Raw genomic sequence first — 16775 nt, forward strand, 5'->3', positions numbered from 1 at the left:
CCTCTCTGGTTTGAGAAAGTTATATTGTCAGCCATCGGAGTCTCGATTCTCCAATGATTGAAAGAGCAAGCCATACATATAACAGGTTTGATCGAAGATTAAACCTTGAATCGATCTGTTTTCCTAGATCAACTCTTTTAACCAGCCAAGGGCAACAAAGGTGCCGACTGCCGAGCCGATGGAGGAAAAAAGGAAAACCAACATCACTCGAGCCAGGCGGTTTTGCCACCAGCCCTTAAGCGTGATCAGATCTTCCCCGACCTGCTCCATGTCGCGTACCGTCGGCGGCGCGATCAGGGCCTGGACAAAACCGGTGACAAAGCCGGCACCGATGGTCGGATTTAAGGAAGTCAATGGCGCGGCGACAAACGCGCTGATCACCGTCACCGGGTGTCCCCAGGCCAGCAGTGCGCCGAGTGCCGAAAGCAGGCCGTTGGCCAGGACCCAGGCGGTTGCCGCATTGGCCAGTTGATCACGGTCGCCAAAAAAGAAGCCGCTGATAAACAGGACGATAACAAGGCCGGGAATCAGCCAGGGGGCAATTTTTGAAAACCGGGTTTTTTGCGGAATGGTGGAGATCTCTGCGATTGTTTCTGCCGAGATCTCTTCCCCCTGTAATTGTTTGATGATGCCGGGCAAGTGGGCCGCTCCGACGACGGCAAGCACCTTTTCTCCTGGGGCATTGCGGATGTGGTAGGCCATATACACATCCCGCTCATCAACCAGGATCTGTTTGACTGATGGCAGCAGCTTGCCCATTTCGTCAAGCATGCTGGAGAGGGTGTCGCTTTCGCGCAGCTTGGCCAGTTCCGCTTCGTCCATTTCCTGTTTTTCAAAGAGGCTGCCAAACAGTGCCGCCATGACCTTCATTTTGTTCCACAGGCCGGTTTTCCGCCAGACCCGCAACAGGGTCGTGCGGATGTTTCGGTCGACCAGTTCTACGATCATCCCTCGCTCTTCGGCGGTTTGTGCCGCCGCAGCGAGTTCTGCTCCCGGTTTTACCCCGGTCTGTAGTCCCATGCGTTTTTGATAGGAGGAAAGCGCCAGATTCGCCAGCAGAAAAGGGAGCTGTTTCTTTTTGATAACCGCTTTTAAATTGAGAGACTCCCAGCCTTTCTGGTTGATCAGTGCTTGGTAGCGTTGGTCATCAAGCTCAACACAGACGGTGTCGGGAAGCAAGGTATCGATAGTGCGGACAACAGTATCCACTGAATCTTGTGAAATGTGTGCCGTGCCGACCAGGATGATTTCCTTGTCGTCGACCTGCAGACGGGTATAGTCGTCGGTTGTATTCTCTGGCATCAGGGGATAACCCTCCGGGATTAGATTGACTTAAACAGCGCGGAATTTTAACACAGAGAAGAGGGGTCTGCTACCGTTTTAGCAAGGAAGAAAAAGAAAAGGCACCGTTGCCGGTACCTTGATTTTACTAAACGACTCTCCACACTGCCGTGGGTCATTGGACTCACATCGAGGGCCAATGAGGTGGGATCTTCTGTGAATCCATCAGGCGTCCCACTCTAAGGTGGGCTGGCACACCGGATTTCTAAGTCGATCCCGAAAGTTTTGCTATTCCGAGTGGACGTTCTGACCTCACCTGCAGGGCAGAGAGTCGAATCTGATTTGTTTCACTATAGGCTAGATAGCAGATTTAGGTCAGCAAAAAAAATGTTAAATCTTGTTTGGGTGAAATCTTGTTGAAAGATGCTATTATTACCAGCGAAGTCTTATTTGCCGGATGTGCCCGTTCTGCGCCCAGGCCTGCACATCCTTTTGTGTAATTACCATGCTGGGCAAAAGCGTCTTTATAAAGGAGGATCCGTCCGATGTCTAAACAACTCGAAGTTTACAAATGCTCTATCTGTGGAAATATTGTTGAGGTGATGCATGCTGGTGCCGGTGCTCTGGTTTGTTGCGGACAAAACATGACTGCAATGGCAGAGAATACCACCGATGCCGCAACCGAAAAGCATGTCCCGGTGATCGCAATCGGTGAGGGTTCAATTACCGTCAGCGTCGGCAGCGTCGCACATCCGATGGAAGATGCCCATTATATTCAGTGGGTTGAGTTGATTGCCGATAATCAGGTCTATCGTCAATATCTGAGCCCTGGTGATGCGCCGCAGGCGACTTTCAATGTGACGGCAACATCAGTGACTGCCCGCGAGTACTGCAATCTGCACGGCCATTGGGCGGCCAAGAGTTAGATTTCGTTTATTCCAGAATAGAAAAGCGGGCTGCCACCACTTAAGTGACAGCCCGCTTTTCTATGTAAGAAACACAATTTGTTGAAAAATAAATTACCAATCTTTTTTGTCGGCTAAACTTTATTGTCAACCGATCGCGCCGCTGTTCGTTAGTCACTAGTAGGGCTTAGATGCAGTAAGGCAGAAGGGCCGTGTGTCCGAAACTGTGCTGGTCGGTAAGGTGGTCTTTTCTTGACCAACGTGGCGGTAGAAGTGACAATTGTCGGGTTCGAAGGACTATAGACCCATTTTCCGGTTGTACGCTGACCTTCACAGGCGCCATCTGCATCGCTGCCTTAGGCACTTTTAACAGTAGATCTCTTTTGCCGAGGTTTTCAGGCGGTTTTGGTTGGCGTTGTGCGGCTTGATATGAATTGTGGCATGGACGCTTTTCTAAAATCAGTGGAAAAACAGGCGTATCGAATTGCTTTAATCGGTACCCGTCAGCCTGATGATGCTCTTGATATTGTTCAGGAGAGCATGACCAAGCTCGTGGTGAAGTACGCGAATAAGCCTGAAGGAGAGTTGAAAGCGCTTTTTTATCGGATATTGCATAACCAGATAAAAGACTTCCAGCGCCGTCGCGCAGTACGCTCCCGCTGGTTTAGCTGGTTGACAGAAGATGACGGGGAAGAGGATCCTTTGCAGAAGGTTCCAGATCCCAATGAACAGGGACCGGAACATAAATTAAAAGTATCGGGAGCTTTTGCCGAACTGGAACTGGCGTTAAAGGGGTTGCCTTTTCGCCAGCAGCAGGCTTTTTTACTGCGAACCTGGGAAGAGTTGAGCGTTGCCGAAACAGCTCAAGTGATGCGCTGCTCGGAAGGTTCGGTCAAAACACATTATTCGCGTGCCTTGGCACGCTTGCGGGAAAAGCTAGGGGACCATTGGCCATGAAGAAAAATGATGATATATTGATAGAGGATATCCGCCAGGTGCTTGATCATTCGCTTGATGATCTGGATGGGAGAACAAGATCCCGTTTGACACAAGCAAGACATCAGGCCGTGGAGTGTCGGCGGACCGGAAAATCCCGACTGCTCTATTGGGCTTCGGCCCCTGTTGCGGGGTTGATCTTACTGGTATTGTTATTGAACTGGCCGTCGGCTCCGCATCAACCTGGTTTTTCCCCCGAGCTTGACGAACTAAGCATTTTTACTGCTACCGAACCACTTGAATTCTACCAAGAAGAGATTGAATTCTATGAATGGTTGTCTGAAGTCCTGGAGGCCGAAAATGGGTTATCGGAAGATGATAATTCTGAGCCTGTTTCTCCTGTTGCCGAGCGTTTCGCTGGCACAGGAAAGCATTTCCTCGAAAGCACCGAGCCCCGAAATGCTCGATTTTTTGGGCTCGTTTGATGATGAAGAAAATGGCTGGATTGATCCCTTTGAACTGTTGGCGATGGATGAGGGTGATTTCCCGCAGGCAAATGAACAGGACAGTGGCGATGAAAAATAGACTGGTCTGGAATATTGGGCAGCTCCTAGCCGTTACCTGCTTCTCTTGTTTTCTCTGTGCTAGCGTGACCTTTGCTGGGCAGTTTGCCGAGCTGAGTGGCGAGCAGCAACAACTGCTAAAGGATTATGCTAATACGTGGGATCTTTTATCTGTTGAAAAGCAGCAGCGCTTGCAAAAAGGTGTCGATAGCTGGCTGTCGATGGAACCACAGCAGCGTGTCAGAGCGCAGGAACGTTTTCAGCAATGGCGGCAGTTGAGTCCTCAGCAACAGGAAAAAATTCGTCAACGTTATGAGTACTACAGGGGGTTGGCCCCAGCTCAAAAAGAAAAACTACGCTCCGTTCGCAGTAAATATTTGTCCCTGTCCCCAGATACCAGAAATCGTCTGCAAGAACAGTGGCAAAAAGTCAATTTAGAGGAGAAGCGTAAGCTTCGCGAGAGGTTGGAGAAGGCATCACCACAAAAAGTCCAAACAGGCAACCCAGGGACGCAAATAAGCGTGTACGGGACCGGTGGATCTAATGGTGGTTCCGGTGGTGGTTCCAGTGGTGGTTCCGGTGGTGGTTCCGGTGGTGGTTCCGGTGGTGGTTCCGGTGGTGGTTCCGGTGGTGGTTCCGGTGGTGGTTCCGGTGGTGGTTCCGGTGGTGGTTCCGGTGGTGGTTCCGGTGGTGGTTCCGGTGGTGGTTAATAAAGTTGAAAAGGGGGGTGCCTAGTGGTCGCCCCTTTTTTTGTTTTAGAGGGGGCTGGCGCTAAAGCTAATCGCTAGAGCTAATCGACTAGTTCTCTGTGGACCACGTGATTTGTATGGCTGGATAGAGTGTCTGGTAACGTCAATAAACTGTACCACTGCAAGAAAAACGGGCCCCGCAAATGGGGCCCGTTAAATAAAATCCAACTAAGAAGCGTCTGCTCTAAAGAACAGCTTGCAGGTACTCGCCGGTGACGGTTTGCTTCTGCTTTGCTATTTGTTTGGGGTCGACTTCGACAAATTTCTCATCCGGCGTAACCTTGAACAGTGGTTGGCCTTTCTGGACAATGGTGCCATCGCCGCCTTCGATGAGGATCTTGTCGATGGTTCCGGCAAACGGCGCTGGAACTTTGTTGAACATCTTCATGACTTCGAGGATGAACAGCGGCTGGCCTTTTTCGAAGTGCATCCCTTCGCTGACGAAAGCTGGCAAACCTGGAGCTTCCTGGCCGTAGTACATTCCTCCGCCCGGGGTGACGACTTCATCTGCTTTGGTTGACGGTGGTGGAACCAGAACCTTTTTCATCGCCGCCTGCAACTCGGGATCGTGCAGGTATTCTGGAATTGTTACTTCCAGATCTTCTTCGACTTTAAGATCGTAGAAGTCTGTCTTGTCAGCAATCAAGGCCAGCAGGCCGAGTAGTTCGTTACCGATTTCGTAGCCGACATGGGCAGCCTGAATCTTTGCCCAAATCTCTTTGTCGTAACCGCCCTGTGGCTTGTCTTTGCTGAGGATTTCGTCCAGTTTGACGAATTCGTCCTTGCCGACGCTGAATTTCTCGCGGAGTTCGGCATAAAACGCCAGAGCGTTGTTCAGGAGATCGCGGTCATGGGTCCAGATGACTTCGGCAGAAGGGGCATCGGCACGCCAGGTCATGTTGAGGTATTCGTAAGTTTCTTCAAGGATGACCAGCGGATTACGCAACCAGACGACCTTGTTATCAGTAATCTTAAAGTTTTTCCTGTTCAGACTCAACCAGCCGGAGAGCATGTGCGGATCCTCAAGCAGGATCTCCATCGGCCGGGTCAGCAGGGTGCCTTTTCGGTCGAGGGTTTCAGATGCTGCCTTGGCTGCATCTGCATCAGCTGCATAAAGTTTAAAGTAGTGCTTCTTCATCGCCAAAAATGCATAGATGACGTCTAGTTTCTGGGATTCTTCCTTCAGCTTGCCGACCAGGGTCAGGTAGGGTACGACGAAGCGGGTGGTCGGTTTGGCCATGACGTTGTTGCCGATGAACCAGTTGACCAGACCGTAGTGGAATTCCAGGTTAGTCGCCAGATTGGAGCCGCGCAGTACGGTGCGGCGCAGAACCTTGGACAGCTTTTCATAGCTGGAAAGACGATCCTGATCCTCGGTCAGCAACAGGGCGATGTTGGAATCGTACGCGCCGGCCAAGTGATAACGCATGAATAGGCCGGTATCCGGGTTCGGTGTGCTGATCCCCTGGTCATCGCGGATCTCTCCTTCGATCGGTTTTGACCAGTAACGGATGTAGCCGCCGGCACTTGGTGACAGGGAGCAGTCGGTGGCGTTGAGGCGGGCTTCGGCACTGGCACCGAAACGGGGGACTCGTACCGGGCGAGGCAGACGCTCTTTGTGCTCGGCGAGCAAGGCCATCGCTTCAACCAGAGACTCGACAATGAAGAAGTCGTTTTTGTTTTTTGGGTTAACGAATTTGAGGCTGTAGACCAACTCGGTGACCCGGTGTTCAACCTGAATCCGGGTGTTGACCTCCATGAAGTAGTGACGCTCGCCATCGACGATGCACTCAAAAGTTGAAGCAGAGTCGAGGCCAACGGCAGTACCGAAGCGTTCGGACTCTTCTTCCATCCGCTTGAGAACTTTCAGGTCAGATTCAAGCGCCTTGGCCTGGACTTTGTTGCCAGCTTTTTCGGCCTTGGCAATTTCGTCGGTCAACGATTCCTGGGTAACGGAGATCTCCAGCAGCTTCTGCTCGTGCATCTGCAGGGAACAGTCACGGCCGCCGAGGGCAATGGCCCATTCGCCGTTCCCGAGCAACTGGATCTCATTGTGTCGGGTCTGCTCGATATTCAGCTCGACGAGAATGTTCTTGTTGTCACCAACGCCGTTAGTTTTGACTTCGTTGAGGATTTCGCGAACCATACCGGGAGCATCTGTCGCAGCATCTTTAATTTGCTTGTCGGTCGGTTTCTTGGTCATCAGTAAGGATGCGCCGAGGATCCGCTGCCCTTTACCGCCACCGCCGCCGATTGCTTTGAGGCGGATACGGGCACCTGGATAGCCCTTGAACATCTCGATGCACTCAATTTCAACCTGTGCGCAGAGCTCTTCGATGGAGTAGAGATCAATGCCTTTGTCGTAAGAGGCAAAGAGGATGGCATCGGCTAGTGTTTCAATCGCCAGCTTTTTGTCTGCAAGGAGCTTCTTGTCGACATCCAGCTTTTGGGCTTTGACCAGCGCCAGTAACTCTTCACGGCTGGTATATTTTTTCAGCAAGGTGCGAGCGGTGACATTGTCGATACCGGGAGTAACCGAAACGTTAACCTGCAGCGCAGTCCGTTTCGCCTCATCTTTTTTACCGGCAGCACGCTGGGTGCCGGAGCAAGGGCCGATAAATTTGAGGCCGGCACCTTCGAGGGCGGCAACAAACTCGTCATCCTCAGCCATAAAACCATAACCGGCAAAAACCGAATCGTAACCATTGTCTTTGGCCGTGTCGATGATCTGCTGAATCCGCTCAACCCGCTCTTCTTTGGAGGCACCGGAGTAGTCAGGTACCCGGTGAACGCGGCTGTTGTCGGTCAGCTGGCGCAGCTCGGGGGAAAGGGCATTCGGATAAACGATGGAATCTTTTTCCGAAAGCAGGATGCCGTAGTGGCTGATGCCCATCTCTTCGTAGACGTCCATTGCCTCTTTACGGATCGGGCCGCGACAGACGATTAATGGCTTGAGCTCTTCACACGAGAAGGAGCGTACCCACTCTGAGCTCGACTGGTTGAGGCGACGGTCCTTGTGGATCAACGGATTGTTTGAGTAAAGGTCGGTATTTTTTGCCATGGGCTTATTCTCCACTTCCATGGGGTTTATTAGTGTCGTGCGATTATTCATTGTTATCCCTCAACTATTAATGGAATTCGCGCTGTACATCTTGCCATGCCGACGGCTTGTAGTGGCGCAGGAAGAAGTTGAGGTTTTCACCGAGAACTTTACGCAGGTCGGTCGGCATGACCAGCGAGGAGATCGAGCCGAGCGCGAGACCTTCTTTGGGGTTCATCAGTTCTTTTTCGTAGCGGGTGTTCAAAGCGGCCTCTTCGAGCTTGAGCCACTCAGCGGCTTCTTTTTCCGCGTCGGCTTTGGCGTCACTTGCGCTCATGCCAGCCGAGGCGCGTTCCTGGGCGCCGGCAGAAATCCGTTGCTTGATCGCGCCGCGCAGCTTGCGCAGTTCGGTTTTGTAAACGAACTCTTTACCGGCAGGACCCATGACTGCCAGACGGGTGGTCGGCAGGGCCAGAACCAGATCAGCGCCCGTCGGGTAGTTGTTGTAAGAGGCATAGGCACCGCCGTAAGCGTTCCGCAGGATCAGCAGAATACGCGGAGTGCGAACATCGACGATCGAGTCGAGCATAGAGCGACCAGCTTGAACGATGCCGCGTGCTTCCTGTTCGCGACCTGGGAGGAAGCCTGTGGTGTCTTCCATGAAGATCAATGGAATGTTGTAGATGTTACAGAAACGCACAAAACGGGCAATCTTTACCGCTGAATCACAGTCGATCTGACCGGAGGATACTGCTGAGTTGTTAGCGACGAAACCGACAACGTTGCCACCGAGACGGCCGAAAGCAGTGATGGCTTCGCGTGAACGGGTCGGCTGCATTTCAAAGTAATCACCGTGGTCACAGATTTGCTGGATGATGATTGAAACGTCGAACGGAGTGTTAAAGCCGGTCGGTGAGTTGAAGGCTTTCTTCAGCAGGGTGTTGATTTCCCAGGTTTTGCGATCAAGCGGATCGCTGGTTTCCTGGAACTTCGGCATGCTGTGGTTATTGTCCGGGATGTAGCTGAGCAGACGAACCGCGGTCCGCAGGGCGGCGGTCTCATCGGCGACGGTCAAATCGGTCACGCCGGAGGCGCTGTGAACCATAGGTCCACCGAGTTCTTCTGGGGTGATGTCTTCTCCAAGAACCGATTTAACAACACCGGGCCCGGTCAGGCCGAAGAAAGTGTCTTCGGGTTGGATGACAAAGCTACCCTGACGTGGCAGGTAGGAGCCGCCACCGGCGTTAAAGCCGAACATGCACATGATGGTCGGCACGACACCGCTGATCTTACGCAGCGCGGTAAAGGCTTCGGCATAGCCGTCGAGGCCACCGACACCAGCGGGAACAAAAGCACCCGCCGAGTCGTTCATGCCGATCAACGGAAGTCCTTTTTCGCCAGCCATTTGCATCATGCGGGCAAGCTTCTGACCGTTGGTCGCGTCGATGGACCCGGCGCGAACGGTGAAGTCGTGGCCATAAAGAGCAACGTCACGGCCGCCAATATTCAGGATGCCGGTGACCAGGGATGCTCCGTCGAGGTTCTTGCCCCAGTTTTGGAAGAGAATGTTGGGGTCATTGTCGGTCAGGACTTTAATCCGCTCCCAAACGGTCATCCGTTTTTTGAAGTGCTGTTTTTCAATCTGACCGACGGCCACTGATTTGATAGGACGCTGAATCAGTTCGTGACCTTCTTTCATGACCTCTTCGTAGCCACCAGTTTGCCCGGCGATTTCACCAGGAATATTGAATTCAACTTCTTCGGTTGCTGCCAGAGGGTTCTGTAATGAGGGTTTTATCGTTGTTTTTGACATCTCAGATATTCCTTTACGTCGTTTGGAATTTGTTTCCGACTCGAGGTTGAAAGACGATTTGCGAGTCGGATGACCTTAAAGCTGAAAATGATTGATCTATGCGAGTGTTCTAAAATATAAATTATAAGGTAACTTAAAACGCTGTTTTTGCACCCGTTACAAAACAAAAAACTGGCTAAATTGTCAAGACAAATTTTATTTAGGATAAAAAATTACAGGTTTAGTTTAACTCATATTTTGCGGAATGGGGTGTTGCTTATTATGTATGGGGAATTTTAACGTTCCGATAAGTTACAATCCAAGGTTGTTTTTGTGGAAAAAGTACAACTGCCTAGAAGTATTAGTTAAAAATTATTTTGTGCAACATTGGTTTGGTTTTAATTTTTAAATTTAGGCGTCTGGGAGTTTAATTGATCTGACCTTTTGACCAGGAAAATGATGGCAGGGACAGCCTGAGTAAAAAAATACAAAGAAATTATATTCTAAGTAAAAACGCAGGGTGCGTTTTTGACACGAATAGTAGACATCGTTTGATGTTCGTCCTTGGGAAGCCTTCGAAGGACGATTTTATTAAGCCGTATACACTTCTTTGTGTAGCTTTGCGGAACATGGTTTTTTTAGCTGTTTTCATCCTTTTGATAGTAGATCATTGCGGTTGTAACTCCACCCGCATCGATTGTGACGACCGGGGGACCACTATCGCCCAGGTGTCATTGGTGTGAGAATGCACGGTCTTCTTTATCGATGAGCTTGGTGACGTCTCTGTCCCGGTGCTGATCAAGCTGCTGAATGTGCTCCAAGAGCGAACTTTCACCCCGGTCGGCAGTTATGAAAATAAGCAATTCCGGGGAGGGATTATTGTAGCCACCAATCGGATTGGCAATGCTTCGGTCTGTTGACTTTCTCTGCGGTGGTGGCAGAGCTTCTCCCGTCTTTTTTATGCTCAAGGTCATTTCATTCATCGCTGCAGGTCCGCAGCGATGAATGATTCTATCTGAAAGCGGAGCATTGTTGCCGTAGTTATTTCGATCTTTTGATCTTGGTCATATTTTTTTGTTCGGGCTTAAACTATATACTTTGTTAACTAAGTTAAGGTTAAAAGGAGACGTGCGGATGAACATGCCCGAGGAATTTGTCCAAAGAACTATCAGCAGCATGCTCGAAGAGCATCCGCAAATTGGCACTATCTTAAGGAAATATCGCATTGACTGTGTCAGTTGTGGGAGCGCTTCCTGTCTGTTTAAAAATGTGATTGCAACCCACGCATATGATCCAAAGGTTGCTGCGCAGATTGAAGTCGAGCTTGAGGCCTACTTTTGCAGCCTTGTCACGAAGTAGTGGTATTGGTTGACACGCCTAGCTCAAAGTGACGCCCCTTGTCTCGCTCTTTTCCTTATGGGCGATCCATAACTAAATAACGGGAGGGAACTGAAATCATGAAAAAAGCCATTCTGCTTATATCTTTTTTGGCAATTATGCTGGCACTGCCATCGGCAACCCTGTTGGCGCAGGGGAGTAACGCCGCAGGTGGAAAAGGGGCGAAGAAGAGCACTCCTTTTTTGATAACGGCCAAACTTCCGCATCTCACCAAATTACTGATAAGGCAGTGGGATAATCCTGGGCTGCAGCTCTCTTCCGCACAAAAGGAAAAACTCCTCGTAGTCAGAAAGAACACGATTGCTGGTGTTAAGGCGTTGACGCAAAAAATTGTTCCGCTTGAGAGTTTGGTCGTAGAAGGGATTTTTGCCAAGGAAACGCCCGAAGAACTAAATTCGGTGGTTGGGGATATCGCCAGGCTGAAGGCCGAGGCAACGATGGTTCATCTGCGCTGTATTTACGATACCCGTGAGATTCTGGACGCAGAGCAACTGAATTTTCTGCTGGATATGTAGTGTTTCCGTCACTGCCGCTAATCCTTTATGCAAGTGCTGCTGCTATTTGTCGCAGACGGCATAGGTCTAGTTTGCCACTGCCGAGGATGGGGAACGCAGTGGTTTTGATCAAGTTATTGGCCTTCGTCCGCCAGCGATTCGACAGCTCGGAATTGTTGCAGATCTGTTCCAGTTGTCGTTTGTCTCCGGCCTCGGCAGTGTAGATCCCCACCAGCTTCTCTTCTTTTTCTTATTGTTTAGCGGAGTAACCGCCAGACTGTTTCCATTCAAATTCAATTCACGATAGAAGATTTCTTCAACGTTGGTGTGCGGCACCATCTCACCGCCGATCTTGCTGAAGCGCGCTAGCCGATCAGTAATGCGCAGCAGCCGATCAGTGAAGATAGCCCGTGGCGCAGAGGGTTCATCTTTTCCTCTTTGGCCTGCGGAGCGGTTTTTTCGCCGGCCTTTTGCCTGTCTGGGGTATTTGGCTGATTGGTTGCGGGGGCCGTGTGTCGAGCAGTTCTGCCGCAGCATCCTCGCGGTCGCAAAGGCGCAAGGCGTCGAGGACGCCCTGTTTCGACTCCGGCTTGTGATAGAGCAGTAGCGACTTTTGCAGACGTTTCTCTTTGGTGGTGCGAGGAATATGCAGCTGCTTGCCAGTAAACGGATCTTTGCCGGTGTGGTAGATACAGGTCGAGAGACTGCCCGGTGTCGGGGTGAAATCCTGCACCTGTTCGACCTGTAAATTGTGCCGTTTCAAATAAAGGGCGACATCGACCATGTCCGACAACTCACAGCCGGGGTGACCGCTGATCAGATAGGGGACGATTGACTGTCGCAGTCCGAGCTGATGGCTGCGCAGCCGAAAACGCTGCAAGAAATCGGTAAAGATTGCTGCGCCCGGCTTGTGCATGGCATTGGTGACCCGGTCGCTGGTCGACTCGGGGGCAACTTTAAGGAGTCCGCCGACGTGGTGCTGCAGGAGATCATCAAAATATTGCTGTTGGTATTGCAGCAGGTCGTAGCGAACCCCGGACGCGACGAAAACATGTTTTATTTTGTCGCGCTTACGGATTTTCCCGAGCAGGCGAACAGCGCGCTGATCACTGGTTTTCAAGTTTTTGCAGGGGGCCGGATAAAGACAGCTGTCGCGGCGGCAGTTTTTTTCCGCTGCCGGATTCCCGCAGCCGAGGCCGTACATGTTGGCCGTCGGGCCGCCGACATCGGTTAATGTCCCGTGGAAATCCTTTTGCCCCGCCAGGCGGTCGATTTCCTGCAAAATTGAATTTTCCGAGCGGGACTGGATGGTTTTTCCTTGATGATGGGTGATGGCGCAGAAAGCACAGCCACCAAAACAGCCGCGGTGGCTGGTAATCGAGTTGCGAATCTGCTCAAAAGCCGGGATCTTCTCCGTGTAGCTGGGGTGCGGTTTTCGGGTGAAGGGCAGGGCGTAGACCCGGTCCAGTTCGACTTCGCTTAACGGCACTGCAGGCGGGTTGATCAGGACAGTCCTGTTTCCATGCCGTTGCGACAGCGGCTTGCCGGAAAAGGGGTTCTGCTGCTCGCTGGAAAGTTTGAACGCTCGGTTGTAGTCATCGGGATCTTCGTTTGCCTGTTCAAAACTTGGCAATTCGATGGTCGCCTGGGTAACCTCTTTGCAGAGCAGGGCGGTACCGCGGATATCGCTGATATGGTCGATTTGTTCACCTGTTGCCAGTCTATTCGTCAATGTCAGCAGCGCGTTCTCTGCCATTCCGTAGAGTAGCAGGTCGGCTTTGCTGTCGACCAGGATCGAGCGGCGGACTTTGTCGTCCCAATAATCGTAGTGGGCCAGTCGTCGCAAACTGGCTTCGATCCCGCCGATGACCGTTGGCAATCCCTTGAATGCTCCCTTGACCGCCGCCGTGTAAGCAATGACTGCTCGATTGGGGCGTTTCCCTGCCTGTCCGCCTGGAGTGTAGGCATCATCGCGGCGGATCTTTTTCGCTGCCGTATAATGGTTGACCAACGAATCCATCGCCCCGGCTGAAATGGCGGCGAACAGTTTCGGTCTCCCCATCAGCTTAAACGCTTCAGGATTTTTCCAGTCCGGTTGCGCCAGGATGCCGACCCGATAGCCGGCACTTTCCAGCAGTCGCGCAAGTAGCGGCGTGCCGAAGGCGGGATGATCAATGTAGGCATCGCCGGTGACGAAAAGAACATCGAGTTCAGACCAGTTGCGAGCCTTCATTTCTGCGCGGCAAGTGGGGATGAAGGTCGTATGGTTGCTTGCTTCTTTCAGGGCGGTCTCCAGCGTTTTTTATTGGCGATTTGTTTCTGTTGCCTCAATAGCATAGATCTAGGCTAATTGTCATTTTTTAGCAGTCGGAGGACTCTTTGCGCAAGGCGAAAATCCTGCTTCAGGGCTGCTATTGTTTATGGTTTTTGTCTGCAATGGGTTGGCCTATCCCTTCTGTAAAGCTGTGCAATAACAATCAGTTGTCTTTGTTGAAAGTGAGACCCTATAAGTTATAATTTGCTTGACAGCTGGCTGCTCCAGTGTAAATATTACCAAACTTGTAATTAATTGGTTGGCCTTTCCGTGGGGATGTTGCCGTGACCGCACTTAGAAAAATCTATTCCATGTACTCCGACGGTTTCCGCTCCATGGTGGTTGGCCGCACGCTGTGGAAGCTGATCCTGATCAAGCTGGTTATTATGTTTGCTGTTTTGAAACTCTTCTTTTTCCCAGATTTTCTGGCGACGAATTTTTCTACCGATGCCGAGCGGGCAGATCATGTCCTGCAGAATTTAACCCGACCGGTCGCTAAATAAAAAGCTAACGAGACTGTTAACCGCTGCCGTTAACACCTAAGGATGGGAGAATAAACTTGATTGAGCAGATCGACATAACAATGGTGAACTGGGCGCGAGCCACCTTCGCCCTGACGGCCATGTATCATTGGATTTTTGTGCCGCTGACTCTGGGGTTGTCTTTTCTCTGCGCTTTTTTTGAGTCGATATATGTGAAGACCGGAAACGAGCAATGGAAAAAACTGACTCGCTTCTGGATGACTCTGTTCGGGATCAACTTTGCTATTGGGGTCGCCACCGGCATTATCCTGGAATTTGAGTTCGGCACCAACTGGTCGAATTATTCCTGGATGGTTGGTGATATCTTCGGTGCGCCGCTGGCAATTGAGGGCATTTTTGCCTTCTTCTTAGAGGCCACCTTTTTTGCCGTGATGTTTTTCGGCTGGGATCGGGTTTCGCAAAAATTCCATCTGTTTTCCACCTGGATGGTGGCGGTCGGTTCCAACCTGTCGGCCTTGTGGATTTTGGTCGCTAACGGCTGGATGCAGAATCCGATCGGTATGAAATTTAATCCTGATAGCGCCCGCTTTGAAATGCAGGATCTCTGGGCGGTCGTTTCGTCGCCGGTTGCCGTCAGCCATTTCGTACACGTGACCAGCTCCGGCTTTCTGCTCGCCTCTCTGTTTGTGCTCGGTGTCTCCAGCTATTACCTGCTGAAAAAGCGCCACATACAGTTTGCCAAACGTTCGATTGCCGTTGCCTGCGTATTCGGTCTGTTCAGTTCATTGTTCGTCGCCTTTACCGGGGATGAGCATGCGTTTATTACCGCCCGTACCCAGCCAATGAAGTTGGCCGCGATGGAAGCACTCTACGAGGGCAAAGCGCCGACCGGCTTGGTGGCGATCGGTATGGTGAATGCGGATAAAAAACCGGGTGACGATCAGGATGCCTTTAAGTTTAAGGTTGAAATCCCGGGGATGCTGACCTTGCTGGCCAAGCGTAACTTTACCGGTTTTGTGCCGGGCATTGATGATCTGGTTCTGGGCAATGCGGAACACAACATCATGAGTGTTGAAGAAAAGATGCGCCGCGGCAAATTGGCGGTCGCCGGGCTGGGAGATTATAAGGCGGCCCAAAATGCCGGAGAACAACTCGCTGCCAGTAATGCCCTTAGCCTGTTCGATCGGCATCGGGATTATCTCGGTTATGGTTATCTGCAGTCGGCGGAGCAGGCGGTTCCTCCGGTATCGACGGTTTTTTACTCGTTCCGGATTATGGTCGGTCTGGGGACCTTCTTCATCCTGCTGTTTCTGGTGAATATCTATCTGCTGGAAAAGAAGCAGTTGGAGGATAAACCGCTCATTTTGAAGTTGGGCTTCATCTCGCTGTTCCTTGGCTATGTTGCACAGCAGGCTGGTTGGGTGGTGACCGAAGTCGGACGTCAACCCTGGGCGATTCAGGATTTGCTGCCGGTAACCATTGCCCGTTCCAATCTCGATTCCGGCACCGTCATGCTGACCTTCTTTCTGTTTCTTGCCCTGTTTACCGCTTTGCTGATTGCCGAGCTGAGAATTATGACCAAGCAAATTGCTATCGGTCCAGAAGGAGATGAATCATGATTGGCAGCCTTGAATGGTCGACTTTGCAGCAGTTGTGGTGGCTGATCGTTTCGTTGGTCGGGGCGCTGTTTGTTTTCCTGATGTTTGTTCAGGGAGGGCAGACGCTGATTCTGACCTTGTGCAAGAGCGAGGATGAAAAAACTCTGCTGGTCAATTCGCTTGGCCGTAAGTGGGAACTGACCTTCACCACCCTGGTTCTGTTTGGCGGCGCTTTTTATGCCTCTTTCCCGCTGTTTTACGCCTCCAGTTTTGGTGGTGCCTACTGGGTGTGGATGGCGATCCTGTTCACCTTCATAATTCAGGCGGTCAGCTACGAGTTCCGGACCAAGCCGAATAATTTTCTCGGTCAAAAAACCTATGAAGTCTTCCTGTTTATCAACGGGAGCGTCGGGGTCCTGTTGGTCGGCGCAGCGGTAGGTACCTTTTTTACCGGCTCCAATTTTACTCTGAATGATTACAATTTTGTGCAGTGGACTCATCCGTTGCGTGGCCTGGAAGCGGCTTTTAATCTCTTTAATTTGAGTTTCGGCTTGTTTCTGGTTTTTCTGGCGCGAACTTTAGGGGCGCTTTACTTGGCCAATAATCTTGAGGATGTCGCTCTGCTTGAGCGATTAAAGTCCTCTGCTTTTAATAACCTGCTCTGTGCTTTGCCGTTTCTGCTTTATGTACTGGTCGCTCTGGTGATGATGGATGGCTTTGCCGTTAATCCTGCTGACGGTGCCGTTACGCTGGAAGCGAACAAGTACCTGAATAACCTGTTGCAGATGCCTTTGGTGCTGGTGATGTTACTTGCCGGTTTGGTGCTGGTTGTGTTTGGGGTCATGCTTAATCGCTTTACCCCTTCGGTACGCGGTATATGGCCGGCAGGTTTGGGGACAGTGTTGACCTGTCTGGCGATTTTCTTTACCGCCGGTTACAACAATACGGCCTTTTATCCGTCGAAGGTTGATTTGAACAGTAGTCTGACAATTTATAATGCTTCGAGCAGTCATTACACTTTGACGATGATGTCCTACGTTGCTCTTGCTATCCCTTTTGTGCTGGCCTACATCGTTTGGGTCTGGCGGCAGATGGATAGCAAGAAACTGACGATTGAGGAATTGGTCGCCGACAAAAAGAGTTATTAAGGGGAGATTGATATGTTGATATTAGCCTGGATGTGTTTGATCGGAGTTTCTTATTATGCAGCCGTTACGCTGCTG

16 protein-coding genes and 1 other RNA gene are annotated in these 16775 nt (G+C 51.1%); 10 read left to right on the forward strand and 7 right to left on the reverse strand.

The features are described 5' to 3' along the window. Positions 1-123: 123 nt before the first annotated feature. Entirely contained in the window at positions 124-1302 is a 1179-nt protein-coding gene (locus ACZ5PT_RS11995; RefSeq protein ID WP_464263273.1) for a TraB/GumN family protein, read from the reverse strand. Positions 1303-1434: 132 nt separating this feature from the next. Beyond that, a non-coding RNA gene (ssrS, locus tag ACZ5PT_RS12000) (6S RNA) lies at positions 1435-1614 on the reverse strand. 212 nt (positions 1615-1826) lie between these two features. Here ssrS and ACZ5PT_RS12005 point away from each other — a divergent pair. From ACZ5PT_RS12005 to ACZ5PT_RS12025, 5 genes are all read left to right on the forward strand, one after another. Continuing rightward, positions 1827-2207: a desulfoferrodoxin gene (locus tag ACZ5PT_RS12005; RefSeq protein WP_464263274.1), complete on the forward strand. Its 381-nt coding sequence runs from the start codon at positions 1827-1829 to the stop codon at positions 2205-2207. 384 nt (positions 2208-2591) lie between these two features. Further along, positions 2592-3143 carry an RNA polymerase sigma factor gene (locus tag ACZ5PT_RS12010; RefSeq protein ID WP_464263275.1) on the forward strand — a complete coding sequence of 184 codons (552 nt, stop codon included), beginning with the start codon at positions 2592-2594 and terminating at the stop codon, positions 3141-3143. Further along, on the forward strand, positions 3140-3607 hold the full coding sequence (locus ACZ5PT_RS12015) for a DUF3619 family protein (RefSeq protein ID WP_464263276.1): 468 nt from the start codon (positions 3140-3142) through the stop codon (positions 3605-3607). Before ACZ5PT_RS12010 ends, ACZ5PT_RS12015 begins: the two co-directional genes overlap by 4 nt. After that, positions 3582-3707 (forward strand): hypothetical protein, encoded by a 126-nt coding sequence (locus tag ACZ5PT_RS12020; protein WP_464263277.1) that lies wholly within the window; start codon positions 3582-3584, stop codon positions 3705-3707. The genes ACZ5PT_RS12015 and ACZ5PT_RS12020 overlap by 26 nt, the downstream gene beginning before the upstream one ends. Beyond that, positions 3697-4395, forward strand: coding sequence for a DUF3106 domain-containing protein (locus tag ACZ5PT_RS12025; protein WP_464263278.1), 699 nt, complete (start codon positions 3697-3699; stop codon positions 4393-4395). Before ACZ5PT_RS12020 ends, ACZ5PT_RS12025 begins: the two co-directional genes overlap by 11 nt. Before the next feature lie 223 nt (positions 4396-4618). On the opposite strand, the gene ACZ5PT_RS12030 is transcribed toward ACZ5PT_RS12025, so the two are convergent. The 3 genes from ACZ5PT_RS12030 to ACZ5PT_RS12040 form a co-directional block, all read right to left on the reverse strand. Then, entirely contained in the window at positions 4619-7495 is a 2877-nt protein-coding gene (locus tag ACZ5PT_RS12030; protein ID WP_464263279.1) for a biotin/lipoyl-containing protein, read from the reverse strand. A gap of 67 nt (positions 7496-7562) precedes the next feature. Continuing rightward, complete coding sequence (locus ACZ5PT_RS12035; RefSeq protein WP_464263280.1) at positions 7563-9287, reverse strand: acyl-CoA carboxylase subunit beta; 1725 nt, start codon at positions 9285-9287, stop codon at positions 7563-7565. 710 nt (positions 9288-9997) lie between these two features. Beyond that, complete coding sequence (locus ACZ5PT_RS12040; RefSeq protein ID WP_464263281.1) at positions 9998-10249, reverse strand: hypothetical protein; 252 nt, start codon at positions 10247-10249, stop codon at positions 9998-10000. Between the two features lie 151 nt (positions 10250-10400). On the opposite strand from ACZ5PT_RS12040, the gene ACZ5PT_RS12045 reads away from it, so the two are divergent. Both ACZ5PT_RS12045 and ACZ5PT_RS12050 read left to right on the forward strand, forming a co-directional pair. Then, positions 10401-10625 carry a hypothetical protein gene (locus ACZ5PT_RS12045; RefSeq protein ID WP_464263282.1) on the forward strand — a complete coding sequence of 75 codons (225 nt, stop codon included), beginning with the start codon at positions 10401-10403 and terminating at the stop codon, positions 10623-10625. Positions 10626-10723: 98 nt separating this feature from the next. After that, positions 10724-11179, forward strand: coding sequence for a hypothetical protein (locus tag ACZ5PT_RS12050; RefSeq protein WP_464263283.1), 456 nt, complete (start codon positions 10724-10726; stop codon positions 11177-11179). Positions 11180-11204: 25 nt separating this feature from the next. Here the strand turns inward: ACZ5PT_RS12050 and ACZ5PT_RS12055 are convergent, their stop codons facing one another. Together ACZ5PT_RS12055 and ACZ5PT_RS12060 are read right to left on the reverse strand one after the other, a co-directional pair. Continuing rightward, positions 11205-11390: a hypothetical protein gene (locus ACZ5PT_RS12055; protein ID WP_464263284.1), complete on the reverse strand. Its 186-nt coding sequence runs from the start codon at positions 11388-11390 to the stop codon at positions 11205-11207. A 192-nt stretch (positions 11391-11582) separates the two neighbouring features. Next, positions 11583-13391, reverse strand: coding sequence for a YgiQ family radical SAM protein (locus ACZ5PT_RS12060; protein WP_464263285.1), 1809 nt, complete (start codon positions 13389-13391; stop codon positions 11583-11585). Positions 13392-13756: 365 nt separating this feature from the next. On the opposite strand from ACZ5PT_RS12060, the gene ACZ5PT_RS12065 reads away from it, so the two are divergent. Genes ACZ5PT_RS12065 through cydB form a run of 3 tightly spaced genes read left to right on the forward strand, consistent with a single transcriptional unit; the run spans position 13757 to position 16700 of the window. Beyond that, entirely contained in the window at positions 13757-13975 is a 219-nt protein-coding gene (locus ACZ5PT_RS12065) for a DUF4492 domain-containing protein (protein ID WP_464263286.1), read from the forward strand. Positions 13976-14031: 56 nt separating this feature from the next. Beyond that, positions 14032-15573, forward strand: coding sequence for a cytochrome ubiquinol oxidase subunit I (locus tag ACZ5PT_RS12070; RefSeq protein WP_464263287.1), 1542 nt, complete (start codon positions 14032-14034; stop codon positions 15571-15573). Beyond that, on the forward strand, positions 15570-16700 hold the full coding sequence (cydB, locus tag ACZ5PT_RS12075; protein WP_464263288.1) for a cytochrome d ubiquinol oxidase subunit II: 1131 nt from the start codon (positions 15570-15572) through the stop codon (positions 16698-16700). The genes ACZ5PT_RS12070 and cydB overlap by 4 nt, the downstream gene beginning before the upstream one ends. The last annotated feature ends 75 nt before the right edge of the window (positions 16701-16775 follow it).

The organism is Desulfuromusa ferrireducens, assembly GCF_055389805.1.